Here is an 18,581-nt window from a genome sequence, read left to right on the forward strand (position 1 = left end):
ACCCGGCCGCCCACCTGGCGGCCGACGGGGCGGCCGGACCGCCGGACAGGCGGCTCCCGTCGGATCAGGACAACGAGAGAAAGAGCAGTATGCCCCGCTTCAGCATCATCGTCCCGTCCCATGGGGTCGCGGGGCGGCTGTCCCAGTCGCTGGATTCGGTCCTCGCCCAGTCCTTCGGCGACTTCGAGCTGATCCCCGTCCACGACGCCCCGGACCGCGCCGCGGCGGACGTCGTCGGGGAGCGCGCCGACCGGGACTCCCGGGTGGCGCCCGTGCACGCGCCGCCGTCGGCCGGGCTGGCCGGGGCCCGCAACGCCGGGATGCGGGCGGCGACCGGCGCGTACCTGCTGTTCCTCGACGGCGACGACGTCCTCGTCCCCGGCGCCCTGGCGGCGCTGGACGCGCGGCTGGCGGACACCGGCGGCGTGGACGTCCTCTACTTCGAGCACGAGCGGGTGCCCTGGTGGGAGGGCGAGCCGGCCAACCCGGCCGCCCCGCTGCTGGCGAGGACCCCCGACGGCGCCTTCGCCCCCGAGCGCGCCCCGCACCTGACCGGTGTGCTGCTGCCCGCGTGGAGCGCGGTCCACCGCCGCGCCTTCCTCGCCGAGCGGGGGCTGGAGTTCCCCGACGGGCACTTCACGGACGTCGGCTTCGGCGCCCTGGTCGCGGCGCGCGCCGAGCGGATGGCGGTGCTGCGCTCCGTCGTCGTACGGCACCGGGTACGGCGGCAGGGCAACCGGCTGAACCTGCCCGGCGAGCACCACGCGGAACTGCTGGACCAGGCGGAGCTGGCGCTCGCGCACGCCGCCGAGCGGGGGCTGCCGGCCGAGCGGTGCGGGCCGCTGTTCGAGCAGCTCTTCGCCGCGATCCTGAAGACGGCCACGCATCCGCGGCGCCTGACCCGCCGGGGACGCCGCGCCTTCTTCCGCCGCGCGAGCCGCCTCTACCGGCGCCACCGCCCCGCCGGGTTCCGCCCGCCGGGCGGCAGGCTCGGCGTGCAGCACCGGCTGCTGGCGTCCGGCTCGTACGCCGGCTTCCGCGCCCTGCGCGCCGCCAACCGGGCGGCGACCGGGCTGCTGGGGCGTCTGCCGCGCCCCCGGGGCCTGCGCACCCGCCTGCTGTACCGGCGCCACCTGCGCCGCCCGCTGGATCCGAACCTCGTCGTGTACTGCGCGTACTGGGGCCGCGGCTACACCTGCAACCCGGCCGCGATCCACGCCAAGGCCCGCGAACTCGCCCCGCATCTGCGCGCGGTGTTCCTGGTCGAGCCGGACCAGGCGCACACCGTCCCCGAGGGCGTCGAGCACGCCGTCATCGGCAGCCGGCGCTACTGGGAGGTGCTGGCCCGCGCCACGTACCTGGTCAACAACGCCAACTTCGCCGAGGGCGTCGTCAAGCGCCCCGGCAGCGTGCACCTGCAGACGCAGCACGGCACCCCGCTGAAGACCATGGGCGTGGACCAGTCGACGTACCCGGTGGTGGCGGCGGCGAGCGGCAGCTTCACCAAGCTGCTGGGCCGCGTGGACCGCTGGGACTTCAACCTCTCCGCCAACCGCCACTCCACCCAGATGTGGGAGCGGGCCTTCCCCGGCTCCTACGAGCACCTGGAGTACGGCTATCCGCGCAACGACGTCTACTGCTCGGCGACCGCCGACGACGTCGCCCGGATCCGGCGCGAACTGGGCGTGCCGGAGGGAAAGACGGCCGTCCTGTACGCGCCCACGCACCGGGACTGGGCGACCGGCTTCGACACCGGCGGCCTGGACCTGGAGGCGTTCTGCGAGGCGGCCGGGGACGACGTGGTGGTGCTGCTGCGCGCCCACTACTTCTACGACCGGGGCGGCAGGCGGGGCAGCGGCCGGATCATCGACGTGACCTCGCACCGCTCGGCCGAGGACGTCTGCCTGGCCGCCGACGCGCTGGTCACCGACTACTCGTCGATCATGTTCGACTACGCCAACCTGGACCGGCCGATCGTCGTGTACGCCGACGACTGGGACGTGTACCGGGAGACCCGGGGCGTGTACTTCGACCTGATGGCGGCGCCGCCCGGACCGGTGGCGCGGACGCCGGACGAGCTGGCCCGCGTCTTCCGCGACGGCACGTACGCGGGCCCCGGGTCCGCGGCGCTGCGGGCGGCCTTCCGGGAGCGGTTCTGCGAGTTCGACGACGGCCGGGCCGCCGAGCGCGTCGTGCGCCGGGTGCTGCTGGGCGAGCCGCCCGAGGCGCTGCCGCCCGTGATCCCGCTCGCGCGGCGCGTTCCCGCCCCCGCCGCCACCCTCGTGAGGAGCTGACCCGCCGTGCCCCGCTTCAGCGTCATCATCCCCTGCTTCAAGGTGCAGGGCTTCCTGCGCGAGTGCCTCGACTCGGTGCTGGACCAGTCCTACCGGGACCTCGAGGTCGTCGCGGTGGACGACTGCTCGCCGGACGGCTGCGGCGCCATCCTCGACGAGTACGCCGCCCGCGACGACCGGGTGCGCGTGCTGCACCTGGAGGAGAACGTCGGCCTCGGCCGGGCCCGCAACGCGGGTCTGCCGCACGCCACCGGCGACTACCTCTTCTTCCTCGACAGCGACGACACCCTCACCCCGGGCGCCCTGCGCGCGATGGCCGACCGGCTCGCGGAGTCCGGCGACCCGGACGTCCTCGTCTTCGACTACGCGCGCACCTACTGGTGGGGCGGCACCCGGCGCAACGTCCTCGCCCACGTGCTGGCACAGACCGAGGAGACGTTCACCGCCGCCGAGCGGCCCGAGATCCTCGACCTGCTGATGGTGGTGTGGAACAAGGTCTACCGGCGCGACTTCGTCGAGCGGGAGGGCTTCACCTTCCCGCCGGGCTACTACGAGGACACGCCCTGGACGTTCCCGGTGATGTTCAGCGCCGGGCGGATCGCCACCCTGGACCGCATCTGCCTGAACTACCGGCAGCGCCGCCAGGGCAACATCCTGTCCACCACCAGCCGCAAGCACTTCGACGTGCACGGGCAGTACGAGCGGGTCTTCGCGTTCCTCGACGCCCGCCCGGAGCTGGCCCGCTGGCGGCCGTTCCTGCACGCCAAGATGGGTGAGCACTGCCTGGACATCCTGTCCAAGCCGGACCGGCTGCCGCCCGCGGACAAGGCCGAGTTCTTCCGCCGCACCGCCGGGATGTTCCGCGCGTACCGGCCCGAGGGCGCCGAGGTCCCGGCCGAACTGCGCGTCCTGGAGGGCGGGTACGCCGCCTACCGGCTGCGCCGCGGGTCCGGGCGGGCCGCCCGGGAGCTGGAGCGGCGGGCCCGGCAGACGCGCGGGGCGGTCGCCGGGCGGCTGGGGCGGGTGCGGACCGCGGTGCGCGCCCGCCGCCCGCTGGACCCGGACCTCGCCGTGTACTCGGCGTTCTCCCACCGGGGCGTGCTGGGCGACCCGGCCGCCGTCCACGCCAAGGCCCGCGAGATCGCCCCGCACCTGCGCGGGGTGTGGGTGGTGCGCGACGAGGAGTGCGCGGCCGCGCTGCCGCCGGACACCGAGCACGTGGTCCTGGGCAGCGCCGCCTACCGCCGGGTGACCGAGCGGGCCACGTTCTTCGTCAACAACGTCAACTGGCCCGGCGCCGTGGCCAAGCGACCCGGCAGCGTCCACATCCACACCCACCAGGGCACCCCGCTGAAGTACATGGGCGCCGACCTGCTGGGGCGGCCCGGTGCCCGGTACGGCGTGGACGTGCCGCAGATGCTGCGCCGGGCCGACCGCTGGGACCACAGCCTGGTCGCGGGCCGGTACGCGGAGCGGGTGTGGGAGCGGGCCTACCCCTGCCACTTCGCGTCCGCGCGCACCGGCAGCCCGCGCAACGACGTCCTGGTGAACGCGGGCCCCGAGGACGGCCGCCGGGTGCGCGAGAGGCTGGGGATCCCCGCCGGGGACACCGTCGTGCTGTACGCGCCGACCCGCCGCGAGTACCGGCGGGGCGGGCACGTCGAGCGGATCGACCCGGCCCGCCTCGCCGCCGACCTCGGCGACGGGCACACCCTGGTGGTCCGGCTGCACCCGTCCCTGGCCACCGGACCGGCGCGCGGCCTCGGCCTGTCGGAGCTGCACCGGCGGGGCGTCCTGGTCGACGCGACGGACGAACCGCACGTCGAGGACCTGATGCTCGCCTCCGACCTGCTGATCACCGACTACTCCGCCCTGATGTTCGACTACGTCCTCCTGGACCGGCCGGTGGTGATCCACGCCGACGACTGGGGCGCCTACACGGCGAGCCGGGGCGCGTACTTCGACATCACCGCCGAGGCCCCGGGCCACGTCTCGCGCTCCTACCGGGAGCTGGCGTGGCTGCTGGCCTCCGGCGCGTGGGGCGACGAGGAGGCGGCGCGGCTCAGGTCGGCGTTCCGGGCGCGGTTCTGCGAGTACGACGACGGCCGGGCCGCCGAGCGGGTCGTGCGGACGCTGATGCTGGGCGAGCCGATGCCCGCTCCGGAGCCCTCGGGCGTGCCCGGGGCCCGCGCCGTCCCGGCCGGCCACGACCTGCTGGCCTCGTCGTGAGGGCGCGCTCCTGGGTGCTGCTGCTGGCCGCGGTCTTCGCCGTGCTCCAGCTGGCGAACGTCACCGGCCGGGACACCCCCGACACCAAGAACTACCTGTCGTACGCGCTGAGCCTGACCGGGGAGAGCAAGCGCGGGGTGGCGGCGGCCACCATCGACTACGTGTGCGCGAGCCAGGCGTCGAAGGCCCGCCGCGACCAGAGCGTGCACGTGGTGCGCTTCCACCGCCCGGACCCCACCACCCGGGTCACGGCCGAGTGCCGGGAGCGGGAGTGGCGGCACGTGGAGCCGCGGCTGGCGGCCGGGCAGACCGGCGGGCACACCGTGCCGTACATGGAGGAACGCTTCATGCGGATCTTCGAGGCGCGGCCCGGCTATCCGGTGGTCCTGGTGCCGTTCGTCCTGGCCTTCGGGGTGACGTGGGGGCTGTGGGCGGCGGGCGTCGTCATCGCGTGCGCGGGCGGCGTCCTCGTCTTCCTGATCCTGCGCACCCTGTCCGTGCCGGTGCCGCTCGCGCTGACCGGGCAGGCGCTCTACTACGTGCTGCCCTCCGGGACGACCGCGATGCGCCCCATGACCGAGGGGCTGCTGATGGCGCTGACCCTGGCGGCCGTGTGGGGTTGTGCGCTGGTGCTGCGGGCGGGGCGCGAGCGGGCCGGGCTCGCCCTGGTCGCCGGGTCGCTGCTCGCGCTGTTCGCCGTCAAGCACTCCCAGGCGCTGTTCCTCGGGGTGTGCCTGGCGGCGGCGGGCGCGCTGGTCGCGCTGCGGCGCCGTCGGCGGGGCCGTCCGCCGGGCCGGGACGTGCTCGCGCTCACGGCGGTCGGGCTGGCCGGGGCCGTCCTCACGATGGCGCTGGCGCGGCTGCTGCACTACCCGTCCGAGTCCGACAGCCTCCAGGACCTGCTGACCGGCCACTTCGCCCGGCCGGACCGGGAGGATCCGTGGCCGGAGTTCTGGCAGTTGCAGGGCAACTTCTGGGTGGAGTGGCTGCGCCGGCAGGCGTGGGAGCCGCTGTTCGTCGCGGCCCTGGCCGCCGGTGCGTGGGGCGCGCTGCGGCGCGGGGGCGCGACCGGTGCCTTCCTGGTCGCGGCGGCGTTCACCGGCATCCTCACCCAGGCGGGGCATCCGGACATCAACATCTGGGGCGAGCGGCTGATCGTGCTGGCGTGGCTGCTGCCGGTGGTGGGGATCCCGCTGCTGCTGGAGCCGGTGGCGCGGGACCGGGTGGCGCTGCCGGCGCAGGGACAGGCCGACCGGGCCCGCGCGACGAACTGAGCATCACCCGATGAGGTGACATGGGGTCACGCCGTTGACGCCAACGGGAACATACGGCAAATGCCCCGAATGTCCCCTTCTTCATCCCTTCCGTGAGCGCCGGCGTCCTCGTCCGGCAGTCCGTGCGCGGTGCCACGGCACTGCGCGGCGGCCGCGCCTGGCGCCCCACCCCGTACCAGGCGGCCGGTTTCCTGTTCTTCCTGGTGATGTCGCTGGCGTACTGGGCGGTGCCGCTGTGCTGCGACGCCGGCCAGCACGCGGCCGTCGTGGAACGCCTGAAGGCCGACCTCCTGGACCCCCGCCACCCGATGGCCGACCTGCCGGGCGCGGGCAGCGCCTACTACTCGCCGTACGCGGTGGCGCAGGGCCTGTTCGCACGGCTGACCGGTTGGGGCGGCTGGGAGGTGGTACGGCTCGCCGGGCCGGTGAACCTGCTGGTGCTGCTGACCGGCCTCGGCCGCTTCGTGCGGGTGCTGACCCCGCGACCCTGGGCGCCGGTGCTGGCGCTGGGCGCGATGACGCTGCTGTGGGGCACCGAGCGGGCCTGGTGGAGCGGGTACCTCGGACTGCTGTCGATGACGGGCAACCTCGGCTACCCGTCCGCCTTCGCGATCGGGCTCACGTTCTGGGCGTGGGCCCTGACGGGCGCGCGGGCGCGGGACGCGCGCCGGGTCCGGTACGTCGGCCCGAGCGGTCTGCGCGGCCTGCCCGGATACGCCGGGCTCGGCCTCCTGTACGGCCTGGTGCTCCTCGTCCACCCGATCACCGCGGTGGCGGCGGCGCTGGGCGCGGTGGCGCTGGTGGCCGGGTGGCAGCGCGGGTGGCGCGGGGCGGTCGCCGGGCGGTGGGCGCTGACGGGCGGCGTCGCGACGGCGTCGGCGGCGGTGTGGCCGTACTTCGACGTGTTCGCGCTGGCCGGGGACGACAGCGTGGACGGGATGCACCGGGTCCTGTACCTGGACCTGCCCGGGCAGTTCTGGCTTGCGCTGCTCGGGCTGCCGGCGCTGTGGCGGCGCGGGCGGGCATCGGTACGCGATCCGCTGGTGCTGATGTTGGTACTGGACTGCGCGGTGGTGGCGTACGGCTGGTTCAGCGGCCACTACACCTACGGGCGCATCCTCGGGCTGACCCTGGTGCCGCTGCAGTTCGCCCTGGCCGTGGAGCTGGCCGCGCCCCGGCCGTGGGGGTGGTGGCGCAGAGCGCTGGGCGGGGCGGCGGCCGCGGGGGCGCTGCTGGGCTTCCTCACGGTCCAGGCGGGGGCGGTGGTCCCGCGCACGCTGGACCCGGTCGGCTTCGAGCAGCCGCCCGACTGGCCGACGTACGAGTGGGCGGCCCGGCACATCGGCCCCGGCGAGGTCGTGATCACCGACGGCTACTACGCCGGGCACGCCATCGCCGGGTACGGACCGAACCTCGCGGCCCCCGCCTGGCCGGACCCGTCGCTGGACGAACGGGAGCGCGGGCGGCGGGTGGCCGACGTCGAGAGGTACCTCGCGCCGGACTCCACCCGCGCCGAGCGCGCCGGAGTCGTCCGCCGCTACGGCGTCCGCTGGCTGCTGCTGACCCGGTGGCACCCGGTGCCCGAGGAGGCGGTGGTGGTGGCGTGGAGCGAGCGGACGGGTGAGGTGCTGGCGCGGGTGGGCGCCACGGGGTCGGCTACTCGATGACGAGGTCGACCGGGATGTTGCCGCGGGTGGCGTTGGAGTACGGGCAGACCTGGTGGGCCTGCTCGACCAGCTTGCGGCCGGTCTCCTCGTCCACGCCCTCGGGCAGCTCGACCCGGAGGGTGACGGCGAGCGCGAAGCCCTCGCCCTGCTTGCCGATGCCGACCTCGGCGGTCACCGCGGCGTCGCTGACGTCGACCTTGGCCTGCCGGCCGACGAGACCGAGGGCGCTGCCGAAGCAGGCGGCGTACCCGGCGGCGAAGAGCTGCTCGGGGTTGGTGCCCTGTCCGTTGCCGCCCATCTCGACGGGGACGCCGAGCGCGAGGTCGAGCGTGCCGTCGGAGCTGACCGTGCGGCCGTCGCGGCCGTGGGTGGCGGTGGCGGCGGCGGTGTAGAGCGCGTCCATGGGGAACCGTCCCTCTCGATACGGGGAGAGCGTCGTGGCGACGCCTGACGACCACAAGTAGAGCACGCAATTCAATTGCGCACAACTGAATCGCGGACAAGACGCCCGTCGGCTACCCTGGGGCCATGACCACGCCCGCCCCGGACTCGGACTGGCTCCGCCTGGACCAGCAGATCTGCTTCTCCCTGAACGCGGCCTCCCGCGCCTTCAACGGCGTCTACCGGGTGGTCCTCAAGGACCTCGGCCTCACCTACCCGCAGTACCTGGTGATGCTGGTGCTGTGGGAGCACGGGGAGCTGCCGGTGAAGCGGCTCGGCGAGCACCTGCGCCTCGACTCCGGCACGCTCTCGCCCCTGCTCAAGCGGCTGGAGACGGCCGGCCTGGTCCGCCGGGAGCGCAGCGCGCGCGACGAGCGGTCCGTGGAGGTCCGGCCGACCGGGGAGGGCGTGGCGCTGCGCGAGCGGGCCGCCGAAGTGCCGCGCCGGATCGCCGCGGCGACCGGCCTGGACCTCGCGGAGGTCCAGGACCTGCGCTCCCGCCTCGACCGCCTCACCGCCGCCCTGGACACGTACGGCACCGCGGCCGCCCCCGCCGCGCCCTGACCGGTGCGGTGCCCGCCGGGCGCCGGGATGACGGATCATGGCTCACGAGGACCACTGACGAGGGGACGGCCGCACATGACCTGGCTGATCACCGGCGGCGCCGGATACATCGGGGCGCACGTCGTACGGGCGATGACCGAGGCGGGCGAGGAGGCGGTGGTCTACGACGACCTGTCCACCGGCGTCGCCGAGCGCGTGCCCGACGGCGTCCCCCTGGTCGTGGGCTCGGTCCTGGACGGCGAGCGGGTCGCGCGCGCCCTGGCCGACCACGCCGTCACCGGCGTGGTGCACCTGGCCGCCAAGAAGCAGGTCGGCGAGTCCGTGGACCTCCCGCTGCACTACTACCGGGAGAACGTGGAGGGCCTGCGCGTCCTGCTGGAGGCGGTCACCGCGGCCGGGGTCGCGTCCTTCGTCTTCTCGTCCTCCGCCGCGGTGTACGGCATGCCCGACGTCGACCTGGTGACGGAGGAGACGCCGTGCGCGCCGATGTCGCCGTACGGCGAGACCAAGCTGGCCGGCGAGTGGCTGGTGCGCGCCACCGGCCGCGCGTCCGGCCTGTCGACCGCGTCCCTGCGGTACTTCAACGTGGCGGGCGCGGCGAGTCCGGAGCTGGCCGACACCGGCGTCCACAACCTCGTCCCGATGGTCTTCGAGAAGCTCACCGAGGGCACCGCCCCGCGCGTCTTCGGCGACGACTACGCCACGCCGGACGGCACCTGCGTGCGCGACTACATCCACGTGGTCGACCTGGCCGAGGCCCACGTCGCCGCCGCCCGCGCCCTCGGCTCCTCGCCGGGCCGGACCCTCACCCTCAACATCGGCCGGGGCGAGGGCGTGTCCGTCCGCGAGATGATCGACCGCATCAACGCCCTCACCGGCCACGCCCACCCCCCGACGGTCACCCCCCGCCGCCCCGGTGACCCGGCCCGCGTCGTCGCCTCGGCCGACCGCGCCGCCGCCGAACTGGGCTGGAAGGCCAAGTACGACGTCGAGGACATGATCACCTCGGCCTGGGCCGGATGGGTGCGGCTCCACCCGGAGGCGGCGCGGGACTGAGCCGCCGGGCGATTCATCCCGGGGCGGGGCCGAGGGTCCGGGCCGGGGGGCAGGGGCCGGGGCCCGGGGGCCAATGCCTGTGGGCCGGGGGCTGTGGGCAGGGGGCTGTGGGCAGGGGGCTGTGGCCCGGGGCCCGTGGGCCAGGCCCGGGGCCCGTGGGCCAGGCCCGGGGGCCAGGGCCCGGGGAGCCGGGCGGCCGAAGTCGTCGGTCCCCGGCCCTTCGCACGTCCCCGGCCCTTCGCACGCCCCCGGTCTCCGCGTACCCACGGCCCGCCCCCGCGGCGTCGCGGCCACCTGCCCCGCGGCGCCCCGCGCTCACAACGCCTTCAAGCCCTCCGCCGTGGCCCGCGCCAGCGCCCCCAGGTAACCCTTGGGCAGCTTCGGGCTGCGGACGACCACCGCGCGCCAGTAGAGCGGGCCCGAGATGAGGTCCAGGGCCAGGTCGGTGTCGAGGGCGGGGCTCAGCTCACCGCGCTCCGCCGCCGCCGTGAGGATCTTGCTCGCGACGCCGTCCTGCCCCTCCCGCAGCGTCTTCCGCATGGCCTCGGCGATGTCGGGATTGCGGGCCGCCTCGGCCTGGAGGTCGGGGATGATCTGCGAGGCCACCGGGTGGCGCAGGGCGCGGGACGTCACCTCGTACAGCAGCCGCAGGTCGCCCTCCAGGGACCCGGTGTCGGGCGCCGGCAGACCCTGCACCGCGAGCGCGGAGACCACGTCGAGCACGAGGTGGAGCTTCGAGCGCCAGCGCCGGTAGACGGCCGTCTTGCCGACGCCCGCGCGGCGCGCGATGCCCTCGATGGACATCCGCGCGTAGCCGACCGCCGCGAGTTCCTCGAAGACCGCCGCCCGGATGGCCTCCGTCACGTCCTCGCGGAGCACCGCCGCCCCGGCGGGAGCCCGGCGGCGCGGGCGCGGCTGCGGCTCGTCGGCGTTGGTCGTCATGCGAGCCAAGCATAGGGGCGTGACGACGGAACGGTTGCGTTCCGGCGTCGCCACGCCCTACGCTCACGTTACGACGATACGGTCCCGTCCCGACGTGAGTGAACGCATCCGGTCGCCCGGGTGAACGACGGGCGTCGCCCCCACCCCCCGAACGAAAGCAGCGGATGTGAGTCAGGTCCTCCACACACCGCCCCCGACAGCGGCCACCGCCGACGATCACGACCTCGCGGCCCTCGCCGCCCGTCACGGCCTGTCGGTCAGCGGCGCCCGCCCCTCCCTGCCCGAGTACGTCCGGCAGTTGTGGGCGCGCCGGCACTTCATCGGCGCCTTCGCCACCGCCAAGCTCACCGCCCAGTACAGCCAGGCCAAGCTGGGCCAGGTCTGGCAGGTGATGACGCCCCTGCTCAACGCCGCGGTGTACTACTTCATCTTCGGCATGCTGATGAACACCAGCCGGGGCGTGGAGGACTTCGTCCCGTTCCTGGTCACCGGCGTGTTCGTGTGGACGTTCACGCAGAGTTCGATCATGGCGGGCACCAAGGCCATCTCCGGCAACCTCGGCCTCGTCCGCGCCCTGCACTTCCCGCGGGCCGCGCTGCCGGTCTCCTTCTGCCTCCAGCAGCTCCAGCAGCTGCTGTTCTCGATGGCCGCCCTGCTGGTCATCCTGCTCGCCTTCGGCGTGCCGCCGGCCGCGTCCTGGGTGCTGGCCGTCCCGGCCCTGGTCCTCCAGTTCACCTTCAACACCGGTGTGTCGCTGCTCATGGCCCGGGTGGGCTCCAAGATCCCCGACGCCGCCCAGCTGATGCCGTTCCTGCTGCGCACCTGGATGTACGCCTCCGGGGTCATGTTCAGCATCGACCACATGACCGGCCCGGACAGCGGTCTGCCGTCCTGGGTCGGCACCGTGCTCCAGCTCAACCCCGCCGTCGTCTACATCGACCTGATGCGCTTCGCCCTGATCGACACCTTCCAAGGGAGCCAGCTGCCGCCCCACGTGTGGGCGCTCGCGGTGGGATGGGCGCTGGTCGCGGGCATCGGCGGCTTCATCTACTTCTGGAAGGCCGAGGAGACGTACGGTCGTGGCTGAGAACACCCACAGCAAGCAGGAGGGCGAGCGCGTCCCCACCGTCATCGCCGACGGCGTCGACATCGTCTACCGGGTCAACGGCACCGGCGCGGGCCGGGGCTCCGCGACCGCCGCCCTCAACCGCATCCTGCGCCGGCGCAAGAGCGAGAAGGCGGCGGGCGTGCGCCGGGTGCACGCCGTCAAGAACGTGTCCTTCGTGGCGTACCGGGGCGAGGCGATCGGCCTGATCGGCACCAACGGCTCCGGCAAGTCGACGCTGCTCAAGGCGGTCGCCGGCCTGCTCCCGGTGGAGAACGGCCGCATCTACACCGACGGCCAGCCCTCCCTGCTCGGCGTCAACGCCGCCCTGATGAACGACCTCACCGGCGAGCGCAACGTCCACCTCGGCGGCCTCGCGATGGGCATGTCCCGCGCCCAGATCAAGGAGCGGTACCAGGAGATCGTCGACTTCTCGGGGATCAACGACAAGGGCGACTTCATCACCCTGCCGATGCGCACGTACTCCTCCGGCATGGCGGCCCGGCTGCGCTTCTCCATCGCCGCCGCCAAGGACCACGACGTCCTCCTCGTCGACGAGGCCCTGGCCACCGGCGACCGCTCCTTCCAGAAGCGCTCCGAGGAACGCATCCGGGAGCTGCGCAAGCACGCGGGCACGGTGTTCCTGGTCAGCCACAGCAACAAGTCCATCCGCGACACCTGCGACCGGGTGCTGTGGCTGGAGCGGGGCGAGCTGCGCATGGACGGGCCGACGGAGGAGGTCCTGCGGGAGTACGAGAAGTTCACCGGCGGCCCGGACAAGGCGGCGAAACCCAAGCCCGCGCCCAAGACGAAGGCCGCCGCCTAGCCCCTCGCGGAGGGCCACGGAGGGCTACGGAGGGTCACCCTGAGGGCCGACCCGCCCGGAAGGCGTACGTGCGGTTAACCCTTTTGCCTGATTAGTGCCACTATGGCCGGACGAACGAACAGGAGTGTGCCGGGAGCGCCGACGGCGAAGGAGTCCCCGCGATGTCCGAGATCCCCGAACTCAGCGTCATCGTCCACGGCCCCAACGTCCAGGACCACCTGCCCGCGCTCCTCGACTCCCTCGACGCCCACCCCCTCGCCGGTATCGAGGTGATCGTCGCCGCCGTGGGGGACTGGGCACGGGAGACCGGCGAGCGGCACGCCCCCGCGTTCACCGTCCTGCCCCTGCCGGAGGGCGCCGGTGACGCGGCGGCCCGCGCGGCCGGGGCGGCCCGGGCGTCCGGCCGCTGGCTGCACTTCGTCCACGCCAAGGACGGGCTGCCTCCCGGCGCCCCGCACACGATCGCCGAGCACGTGGCGAGCCTGCCGGGGGCCGCGCACGGCAGGAGGGACGCCCCAGCGGGCGGGCCCGCGGACGGCGGCCCGGACCGCGTCTCGAACGGCACCGTGGACGTCCTGCTCCTCGACCACGTCCGCAGCACCTGGCGCACCTCCGGCCTCCCCTCCCCCGACGGCCCCCGCCTCGCCCGCGCGGGCCGCGCCCCCCTCGCCCTCGACGACCGCCCGGCGCTGCTCGGGCTGACCCCGCTGCTCGGCAACCGAGCCGTGCGCGCCGCGTTCTGGCGGGCCCACGAGCGCCTCCTCACCACCGACGACGAGCCGTTCGCCGCGTACGCCGCCCTGCTGCTCGCCGACCGCGTCGCCTGCCTGCCCCACCCGGCGTACGAGGACCGGCGCCTGCGCCCGCAGAGCCTGCCGCCGGTCGCGCCGGAGCGGCGCTACGCCCAGGTCGAGCGCTACGAGACCCTCCTCGACCTGGCCACCGGCCGCCCGGCCGTCCACGCCGCCCTGTACGACCTGATGGTCCGCGACTGCCTGCGCACCTTCGCCCGTGCGGGCATGCCGGACGACGTGGCGCGCGAGTTCTTCCACCGCGCGTCCCTGGCCGCCCGGCACCACCGCCCCGACGGCCACCGGCGCGCGTCCGGCTTCGAGGGCGTACGCCGGTCGCTGCTGGAGGAGGACGCCCGCACCCGGTACCGCGCCCTCCAGGCCGCCAACCGCACGCGCCGCAAGGTGCGGTCGGCGGTGCGCACCGGCCGGCACCGCGCCGGCACGCGGCTGCGCTCCCTGCAGTACCGCCGGGCCCTGGCCGAGCCGGTCGACCCGCACCTCGCGGTCTTCTCGGCGTACTGGGCACGCGGCGTGGCCTGCAACCCGGCCGCCATCGCCGCGAAGCTCGCCGAACTCGCCCCGAGCGTGCGCCCGGTGTGGGTGGTCACCGCCGCGAACGCGGCCCTGCTGCCGCCCGGCACCGACCACGTCGTCCCCGGCACCCGCCGCTACTGGGAGGTGCTGGCCCGCGCCAAGTACCTCGTCAACAACGTCAACTTCCCCGACGCGGTGGTCAAACGCCCCGGCACCGTCCACCTCCAGACCCACCACGGCACCCCGCTCAAGCGCATGGGCCTGGACCAGATGCCCTACCCCGCCGCCGCCCGGGGCCTGGACTTCCAGGCGCTGCTGGAGCGCGTGGACAAGTGGGACTACAGCGTCTCCGCCAACAGCCACTCCACCCGCATGTGGCAGCGGGCGTACCCCTCCCGCCACACCTCCCTGGACCACGGCTATCCGCGCAACGACGTCTTCTACACCGCGGGCGCCGCCGAGGTCCGCGCGGTCCGTGACCGCCTCGGCGTCGCGCCCGGCCGCCGGGCGGTCCTGTACGCGCCCACCCACCGCGACTACGAGGCCGGCTGGACCCCGCGCCTCGACCTCGCCGCCCTCGCCGACCGGCTCGGTGAAGAAACGGTTCTGCTGGTGCGCGCCCACTACTTCTACGAGACCGCCGCCTCCCCGTCCTCCCCGCTGACCGGCCTGCGCCGCACCGGCCGGATCATCGACGTCTCCTCCTACGACCCGGTCGAGGAGCTGTGCCTGGCCGCCGACGCGCTGGTCACGGACTACTCGTCGATCATGTTCGACTACGCCAACCTCGACCGCCCGATCGTCATCCACGCCGACGACTGGGAGACGTACCGCACCACCCGGGGCGTCTACTTCGACCTGATGGCCGAGGCACCGGGCCCGGTCGCCCGCGACCAGGCGGAACTGACGGAGATCCTCACCACCGACGCCTGGCGCGACGAACGAGCGGCCAAGGCGCGGGCCGCCTTCCGGCGCCGGTTCTGCGAGTACGACGACGGCCGCGCCGCCGAACGCGTCGTCCGCCGGGTCTTCCTCGGCGAGGACGAGCGGACCCTGCCCCCCGTGCTGCCGATCGAGGAGCGCACGCCGGCCCCGAGCCCCGAGGAGGCGACCGCGTCATGACCACCGCTCAGGCGACCGGCACCCCCGACGTCACCGTCACCGTCATCGTCTACAACGACGCCGAACGCCTCCCCCGCGCGGTCGCGTCCGTCCTGCGCCAGACCCACCCGAACATCGAGGTCGTCATCAGCGACGACCACTCGACGGACGCGACCCCCGACGTGGCCCGTGAGCTGGCCGCCCGGGACCCCCGCGTCGTGTACCTCCGGCTGCCCGAGAACAGCGGCGGGTGCAGCGCCCCGCGCAACCGCGCCCTGGAGATCGCGCGGGCGCCGTACCTGATGTTCCTGGACAGCGACGACGAACTCCCCGAGCGCGCCGTCGAGGTCCTGCTCGCCGCCCACCGCGCACGCGACCTCGACTTCGCGATGGGCGCCGTGCACCGCGTCCGCGTGGACGGCGGACGCCGGACGACGTGGATGCCGCACCTGGTCGCCGAGCGCCGCACCCTCGACGGCATCGAGGCCGACCCGCGCCTGTTCTTCGAGCACCTGTCGACCAGCAAGATGTACGCCCGCGCCTTCCTCGACCGGCACGGCCTGCGCTTCCCCGAGGGCATCCACTACGAGGACCAGCTCTTCTCGGCGCAGGCGTACTGCCTGGCCAAGACGTTCACCGTCGTCCCCGAGCCGGTCTACCGCTGGTACGTCGCCCCGTACGCCGCCTCCGAGGCGGCCTCCATCTCCAACCAGCGGCACCTGCTGACCAACGTCCGCGACCGCGTCCACGTGCAGCGCCTCATCGACGCGTTCCTGGCCGAGAGCGGGCACGAGTCGCTGCGTGAGGACAAGGACTTCAAGTTCCTCAAGCACGACTTCCGCATGTACGCCGGCGACCTCCCCTACCGGGACGACGCCTGGCTCGCGTCCTTCGCGGACATCATGACCCCGTACCTCGACAGCCTCGCCCCGGGCGCCTACGCCCGCCTCCCCCGCCCGGAGCGGGTCGTGCTCCAGCTGGTCCGCGACCGCCGCCTGTCCGACCTGCGCGTCGCCGCCCGGGGTCTCGGCCACGATGTCGCCCCGCGCGCCGTCACACCGGACACGACGGACGGCCGCACCTACTGGGGCGATCACCTCCCGGACTCCGGACCGGCGCGCCGCGAGCTGGACCTGACGGACCTGGACCTGGACACCCGCCCGTTCTTCAGCGCCCTCCTGCGCCACGAGATCACCGGGATCGCGCGGGGCCCCGGCGCGTCGGTCGACCTCACCGTCCGCACCTACGACCCGGCCCTCCGTCTCCCCGTCGGCCCGCAACGCGCCACCCTGCACCTCTCCCCCGGCCGTCGCCGCCTCACGGTGCCCTTCCGCCTCTGCCCCGTCCGCCCCGGCGTCTTCGAGGGCCGCGTGCGCCTGGACGTGGCGGCGGCCCCGCTCCCCCTCCACGGCTTCGAGGGCGTCCGCCATCCCGTGCTCCGCCTGCGCCACCAGGGCCAGACCCACACGGGCCTCCTCCTGGCCCCCCTGTCCTTCCCACCGCTCACCGCCCGCGTCCCCTACCGCGCCGACGTCACCCCTCACCGGGTCACGCTGGAACCGGAGGGCCACAACCCGGGCCGCCTCCAGCTCCGCTGGCAGCCGGTGGGCCCGACGGCCACCGTGATCCGCCCCCTGGCCCGCCGCCTGGCCACCCCCCGGGTCAGACGAGCGACCCGCATGGCGGCAGCGCTCCTGCGCTGAACTCCTCGGCCACGGGCAGTCGTGCCGCCACCCCTCCACGCCCTCCCGCAGCCGCAGGCAGTCGCACCTGACCGCACCAGCACCCGCCGCCCTCCCGCAACCGCAGGCAGTCGCACCTGACCGCACCAGCACCCGCCGCCCTCCCGCAACCGCAGGCAGTCGCACCTGACCGCACCAGCACCCGCCGCCCTCCCACAGCCGCAGGCAGTCGCACCTGACCGCACCAGCACCCGCCGCCCTCCCACAGCCGCAGGCAGTCGCACCTGACCGCACCGGCACCCCGCCGCCCTCCCGCAGCTGCGGGCAGTCGTGCCGCTGGGGCGGCACGGGTGGGCGCAGCGGCACCCCGGAGCGCCGGGCCGCGCGACCCACCCCCGGCCCGCCCCGACACCCCGGCCCTCACGAGGCACCGCTCACCGCGCCCCACCCCTCACCGCGCCCCATCCCCCACCACCGCGTACAGCACCTCCCCACCGGGCCCCCGAGCCACCACCCGCAACCCCTCGACCCCCCGCCGCAGCAGCTCCCCCCGGTCCACCACCCACCGCACCCCGTACTCCCGCACGATCCCCGCCCGCACACTCCCCACCGCCCCCTCCGAGAAGTACCGCCGCACCGCCACCCCCCGAGCCTCCTCGTCCCGCAGAAAGAAGTCGGGATACCCAGGAGCCACGGTGTACGCCCCGTACGCCGGAATCCGCCGCGAGGGAAACTCCCGCGCCATGACCACGTCCCCGTACGCCACCCACGGCGTGATCCAGTGGTACCCCGCCCACGGCTCCCGGTACTTCGCCTCGACCACCCCCGGCAGCACCCCCCGCTCGACCACGTACCCGAGCACCCCCGCCTGCGCCCACGCCCCCACCACCAGGGCCACCCCCAGCACCCACCCCCACCCGGCCCGCGGCCGCCAGGCCCCCGCCCGCCAGGCCCGCACCACGCGCCCCCCGCGGTCCGCCGCCTCCAGCGCCACCGCGAGCTGCGCCGGAATCAGCGCGGCGGGCAGCACCCGCCCCCACGACCAGTGCCCGCTGACCCCGCCCGCCGCGAACACCACCGCGCCCAGGACGAAGAACAGCACCAGCACGTCCCACCGGTCCCGCCACCACCGCACCCCCAGCGCCACCACCCCCACCAGCACCAGCCAGTACCGCCCGAGAAGATCCCGGTACAGCGACCGGTGCACCGCGTCCATCCCGTCCCCCGCACCGAGCAGCGCGAAGAAGTCGTAGTACGGCCAGACCCACAGCACCCCGACCCCCAGCGCCACCCCCGCCCCGAGCCGCCCCCACACCCGCCGCCCGGCCCGCGCCGAGACCATGACGGCGAGCGCCCCCAACGAGGCCACCACGCCGGAGAACTGATGGACGAGCAGTACCACCGCCCACAACACCCCGCACCCGAGCCACCCCCACCACCCACCCCACCACTCACCCGACGACCCACCCGGCCACCCACCACCCTCGCGCACCGCCCGCCCCAGCCACGCCCACAGGTGAAACGCGAGCCCGAGCGCGAGCACACTGGGATACGCGATCGTCAGCGCGAGGGAGTGGAGCCCGAGGAAGCCGCTCCAGCTGAACGGAGCCGTGCCCCACAGCAGCACCAGGCACAACAGCGCGAGCGCGGGCGCCGCCGGCCGCGCGCTCAGCACCCGCACGAAGCGCCACACCCCCGTCACCAGCACCCCGAGCGCCACCAGCGCCCCGGCCCGCAGCACGACGAAGACGGACCACCCGGTCACCTTGGCGACGCACCCGAGCAGCACCGTCCACGGCGAGTAGTACGGGCTCGGCGTGTCCGCGTCGACCAGCGGGTTCCCGGGGTCGAGCAGGCTGTGCCGGAGGCGTTCGACGGTGGCCGCGTGAATGCCGAGGTCACCGGCCCAGGGCAGCCGTACGACGACCAGGAGGAGCAGGAGGAGCAGGAGAAGAAGCAGCAGGAGGACGAGCGCGGCGACGCGTGTCGTCCTAAGACGCCCAGTCACCCGGCCACTGTATACGGGCCATTCCGGCAACCCGGACATAAAGGTGCCCGGGCCGTACGACCCG

At 74.5% G+C, this 18,581-nt stretch carries 13 protein-coding genes; 10 read left to right on the plus strand and 3 right to left on the minus strand.

The genetic code is table 11. The annotated features are described in order from the left end of the window. Nucleotides 1-89 precede the first annotated feature (89 nt). The 4 genes from ACFIF2_RS03775 (at nucleotide 90) to ACFIF2_RS03790 (ending at nucleotide 7,464) form a co-directional block, all read left to right on the plus strand. Nucleotides 90-2,294, plus strand: a complete 2,205-nt coding sequence (locus tag ACFIF2_RS03775; RefSeq protein ID WP_395571000.1) for a CDP-glycerol glycerophosphotransferase family protein — start codon at nucleotides 90-92, stop codon at nucleotides 2,292-2,294. A 6-nt stretch (nucleotides 2,295-2,300) separates the two neighbouring features. Then, nucleotides 2,301-4,523, plus strand: a complete 2,223-nt coding sequence (locus ACFIF2_RS03780; RefSeq protein WP_395571001.1) for a CDP-glycerol glycerophosphotransferase family protein — start codon at nucleotides 2,301-2,303, stop codon at nucleotides 4,521-4,523. Then, nucleotides 4,520-5,797, plus strand: coding sequence for a hypothetical protein (locus ACFIF2_RS03785; protein ID WP_395571002.1), 1,278 nt, complete (start codon nucleotides 4,520-4,522; stop codon nucleotides 5,795-5,797). Before ACFIF2_RS03780 ends, ACFIF2_RS03785 begins: the two co-directional genes overlap by 4 nt. Before the next feature lie 92 nt (nucleotides 5,798-5,889). Then, nucleotides 5,890-7,464, plus strand: a complete 1,575-nt coding sequence (locus ACFIF2_RS03790) for a hypothetical protein (RefSeq protein WP_395571003.1) — start codon at nucleotides 5,890-5,892, stop codon at nucleotides 7,462-7,464. On the opposite strand, the gene ACFIF2_RS03795 is transcribed toward ACFIF2_RS03790, so the two are convergent. Then, the gene (locus ACFIF2_RS03795) at nucleotides 7,454-7,867 is read right to left on the minus strand and encodes an organic hydroperoxide resistance protein (RefSeq protein ID WP_395571004.1); all 414 of its coding nucleotides are present in this window, start codon (nucleotides 7,865-7,867) and stop codon (nucleotides 7,454-7,456) included. The two genes, ACFIF2_RS03790 and ACFIF2_RS03795, sit on opposite strands and share 11 nt — an antisense overlap. Before the next feature lie 125 nt (nucleotides 7,868-7,992). On the opposite strand from ACFIF2_RS03795, the gene ACFIF2_RS03800 reads away from it, so the two are divergent. Both ACFIF2_RS03800 and galE read left to right on the plus strand, forming a co-directional pair. Then, nucleotides 7,993-8,469, plus strand: a complete 477-nt coding sequence (locus ACFIF2_RS03800; RefSeq protein ID WP_395571005.1) for a MarR family winged helix-turn-helix transcriptional regulator — start codon at nucleotides 7,993-7,995, stop codon at nucleotides 8,467-8,469. A 75-nt stretch (nucleotides 8,470-8,544) separates the two neighbouring features. After that, nucleotides 8,545-9,525 (plus strand): UDP-glucose 4-epimerase GalE, encoded by a 981-nt coding sequence (gene galE, locus ACFIF2_RS03805; RefSeq protein WP_395571006.1) that lies wholly within the window; start codon nucleotides 8,545-8,547, stop codon nucleotides 9,523-9,525. Nucleotides 9,526-9,840: 315 nt separating this feature from the next. On the opposite strand, the gene ACFIF2_RS03810 is transcribed toward galE, so the two are convergent. Beyond that, nucleotides 9,841-10,467, minus strand: coding sequence for a TetR/AcrR family transcriptional regulator (locus ACFIF2_RS03810; RefSeq protein WP_395571007.1), 627 nt, complete (start codon nucleotides 10,465-10,467; stop codon nucleotides 9,841-9,843). Nucleotides 10,468-10,633: 166 nt separating this feature from the next. Between ACFIF2_RS03810 and ACFIF2_RS03815 the strand changes: the two genes are divergently transcribed. From ACFIF2_RS03815 to ACFIF2_RS03830, 4 genes are all read left to right on the plus strand, one after another. Continuing rightward, a complete protein-coding gene (locus ACFIF2_RS03815; protein ID WP_395571008.1) occupies nucleotides 10,634-11,554 on the plus strand; it encodes an ABC transporter permease in 921 nt (306 codons plus the stop codon). Continuing rightward, entirely contained in the window at nucleotides 11,547-12,398 is an 852-nt protein-coding gene (locus ACFIF2_RS03820) for an ABC transporter ATP-binding protein (protein ID WP_395571009.1), read from the plus strand. The genes ACFIF2_RS03815 and ACFIF2_RS03820 overlap by 8 nt, the downstream gene beginning before the upstream one ends. 170 nt (nucleotides 12,399-12,568) lie before the next feature. Further along, nucleotides 12,569-14,848, plus strand: a complete 2,280-nt coding sequence (locus ACFIF2_RS03825) for a CDP-glycerol glycerophosphotransferase family protein (RefSeq protein ID WP_395571047.1) — start codon at nucleotides 12,569-12,571, stop codon at nucleotides 14,846-14,848. Continuing rightward, a complete protein-coding gene (locus tag ACFIF2_RS03830; RefSeq protein ID WP_395571010.1) occupies nucleotides 14,845-16,530 on the plus strand; it encodes a glycosyltransferase in 1,686 nt (561 codons plus the stop codon). The genes ACFIF2_RS03825 and ACFIF2_RS03830 overlap by 4 nt, the downstream gene beginning before the upstream one ends. Before the next feature lie 430 nt (nucleotides 16,531-16,960). On the opposite strand, the gene ACFIF2_RS03835 is transcribed toward ACFIF2_RS03830, so the two are convergent. Further along, complete coding sequence (locus tag ACFIF2_RS03835) at nucleotides 16,961-18,556, minus strand: hypothetical protein (RefSeq protein WP_395571011.1); 1,596 nt, start codon at nucleotides 18,554-18,556, stop codon at nucleotides 16,961-16,963. Between the last annotated feature and the right edge of the window lie 25 nt (nucleotides 18,557-18,581).

The sequence above is a fragment of the Streptomyces sp. BK79 genome, assembly GCF_044142145.1.
Classification (GTDB): Bacteria; Actinomycetota; Actinomycetes; order Streptomycetales; family Streptomycetaceae; genus Streptomyces.

Coding starts and splice junctions, on each gene's coding strand:
- ACFIF2_RS03795 (WP_395571004.1), bottom strand. CDS start 7,867: ATGGACGCGCTCTACACCGCCGCCGCCACCGCCACCCACGGCCGCGAC.
- galE (WP_395571006.1), top strand. CDS start 8,545: ATGACCTGGCTGATCACCGGCGGCGCCGGATACATCGGGGCGCACGTC.
- ACFIF2_RS03830 (WP_395571010.1), top strand. CDS start 14,845: ATGACCACCGCTCAGGCGACCGGCACCCCCGACGTCACCGTCACCGTC.
- ACFIF2_RS03800 (WP_395571005.1), top strand. CDS start 7,993: ATGACCACGCCCGCCCCGGACTCGGACTGGCTCCGCCTGGACCAGCAG.
- ACFIF2_RS03810 (WP_395571007.1), bottom strand. CDS start 10,467: ATGACGACCAACGCCGACGAGCCGCAGCCGCGCCCGCGCCGCCGGGCT.
- ACFIF2_RS03775 (WP_395571000.1), top strand. CDS start 90: ATGCCCCGCTTCAGCATCATCGTCCCGTCCCATGGGGTCGCGGGGCGG.
- ACFIF2_RS03835 (WP_395571011.1), bottom strand. CDS start 18,556: ATGTCCGGGTTGCCGGAATGGCCCGTATACAGTGGCCGGGTGACTGGG.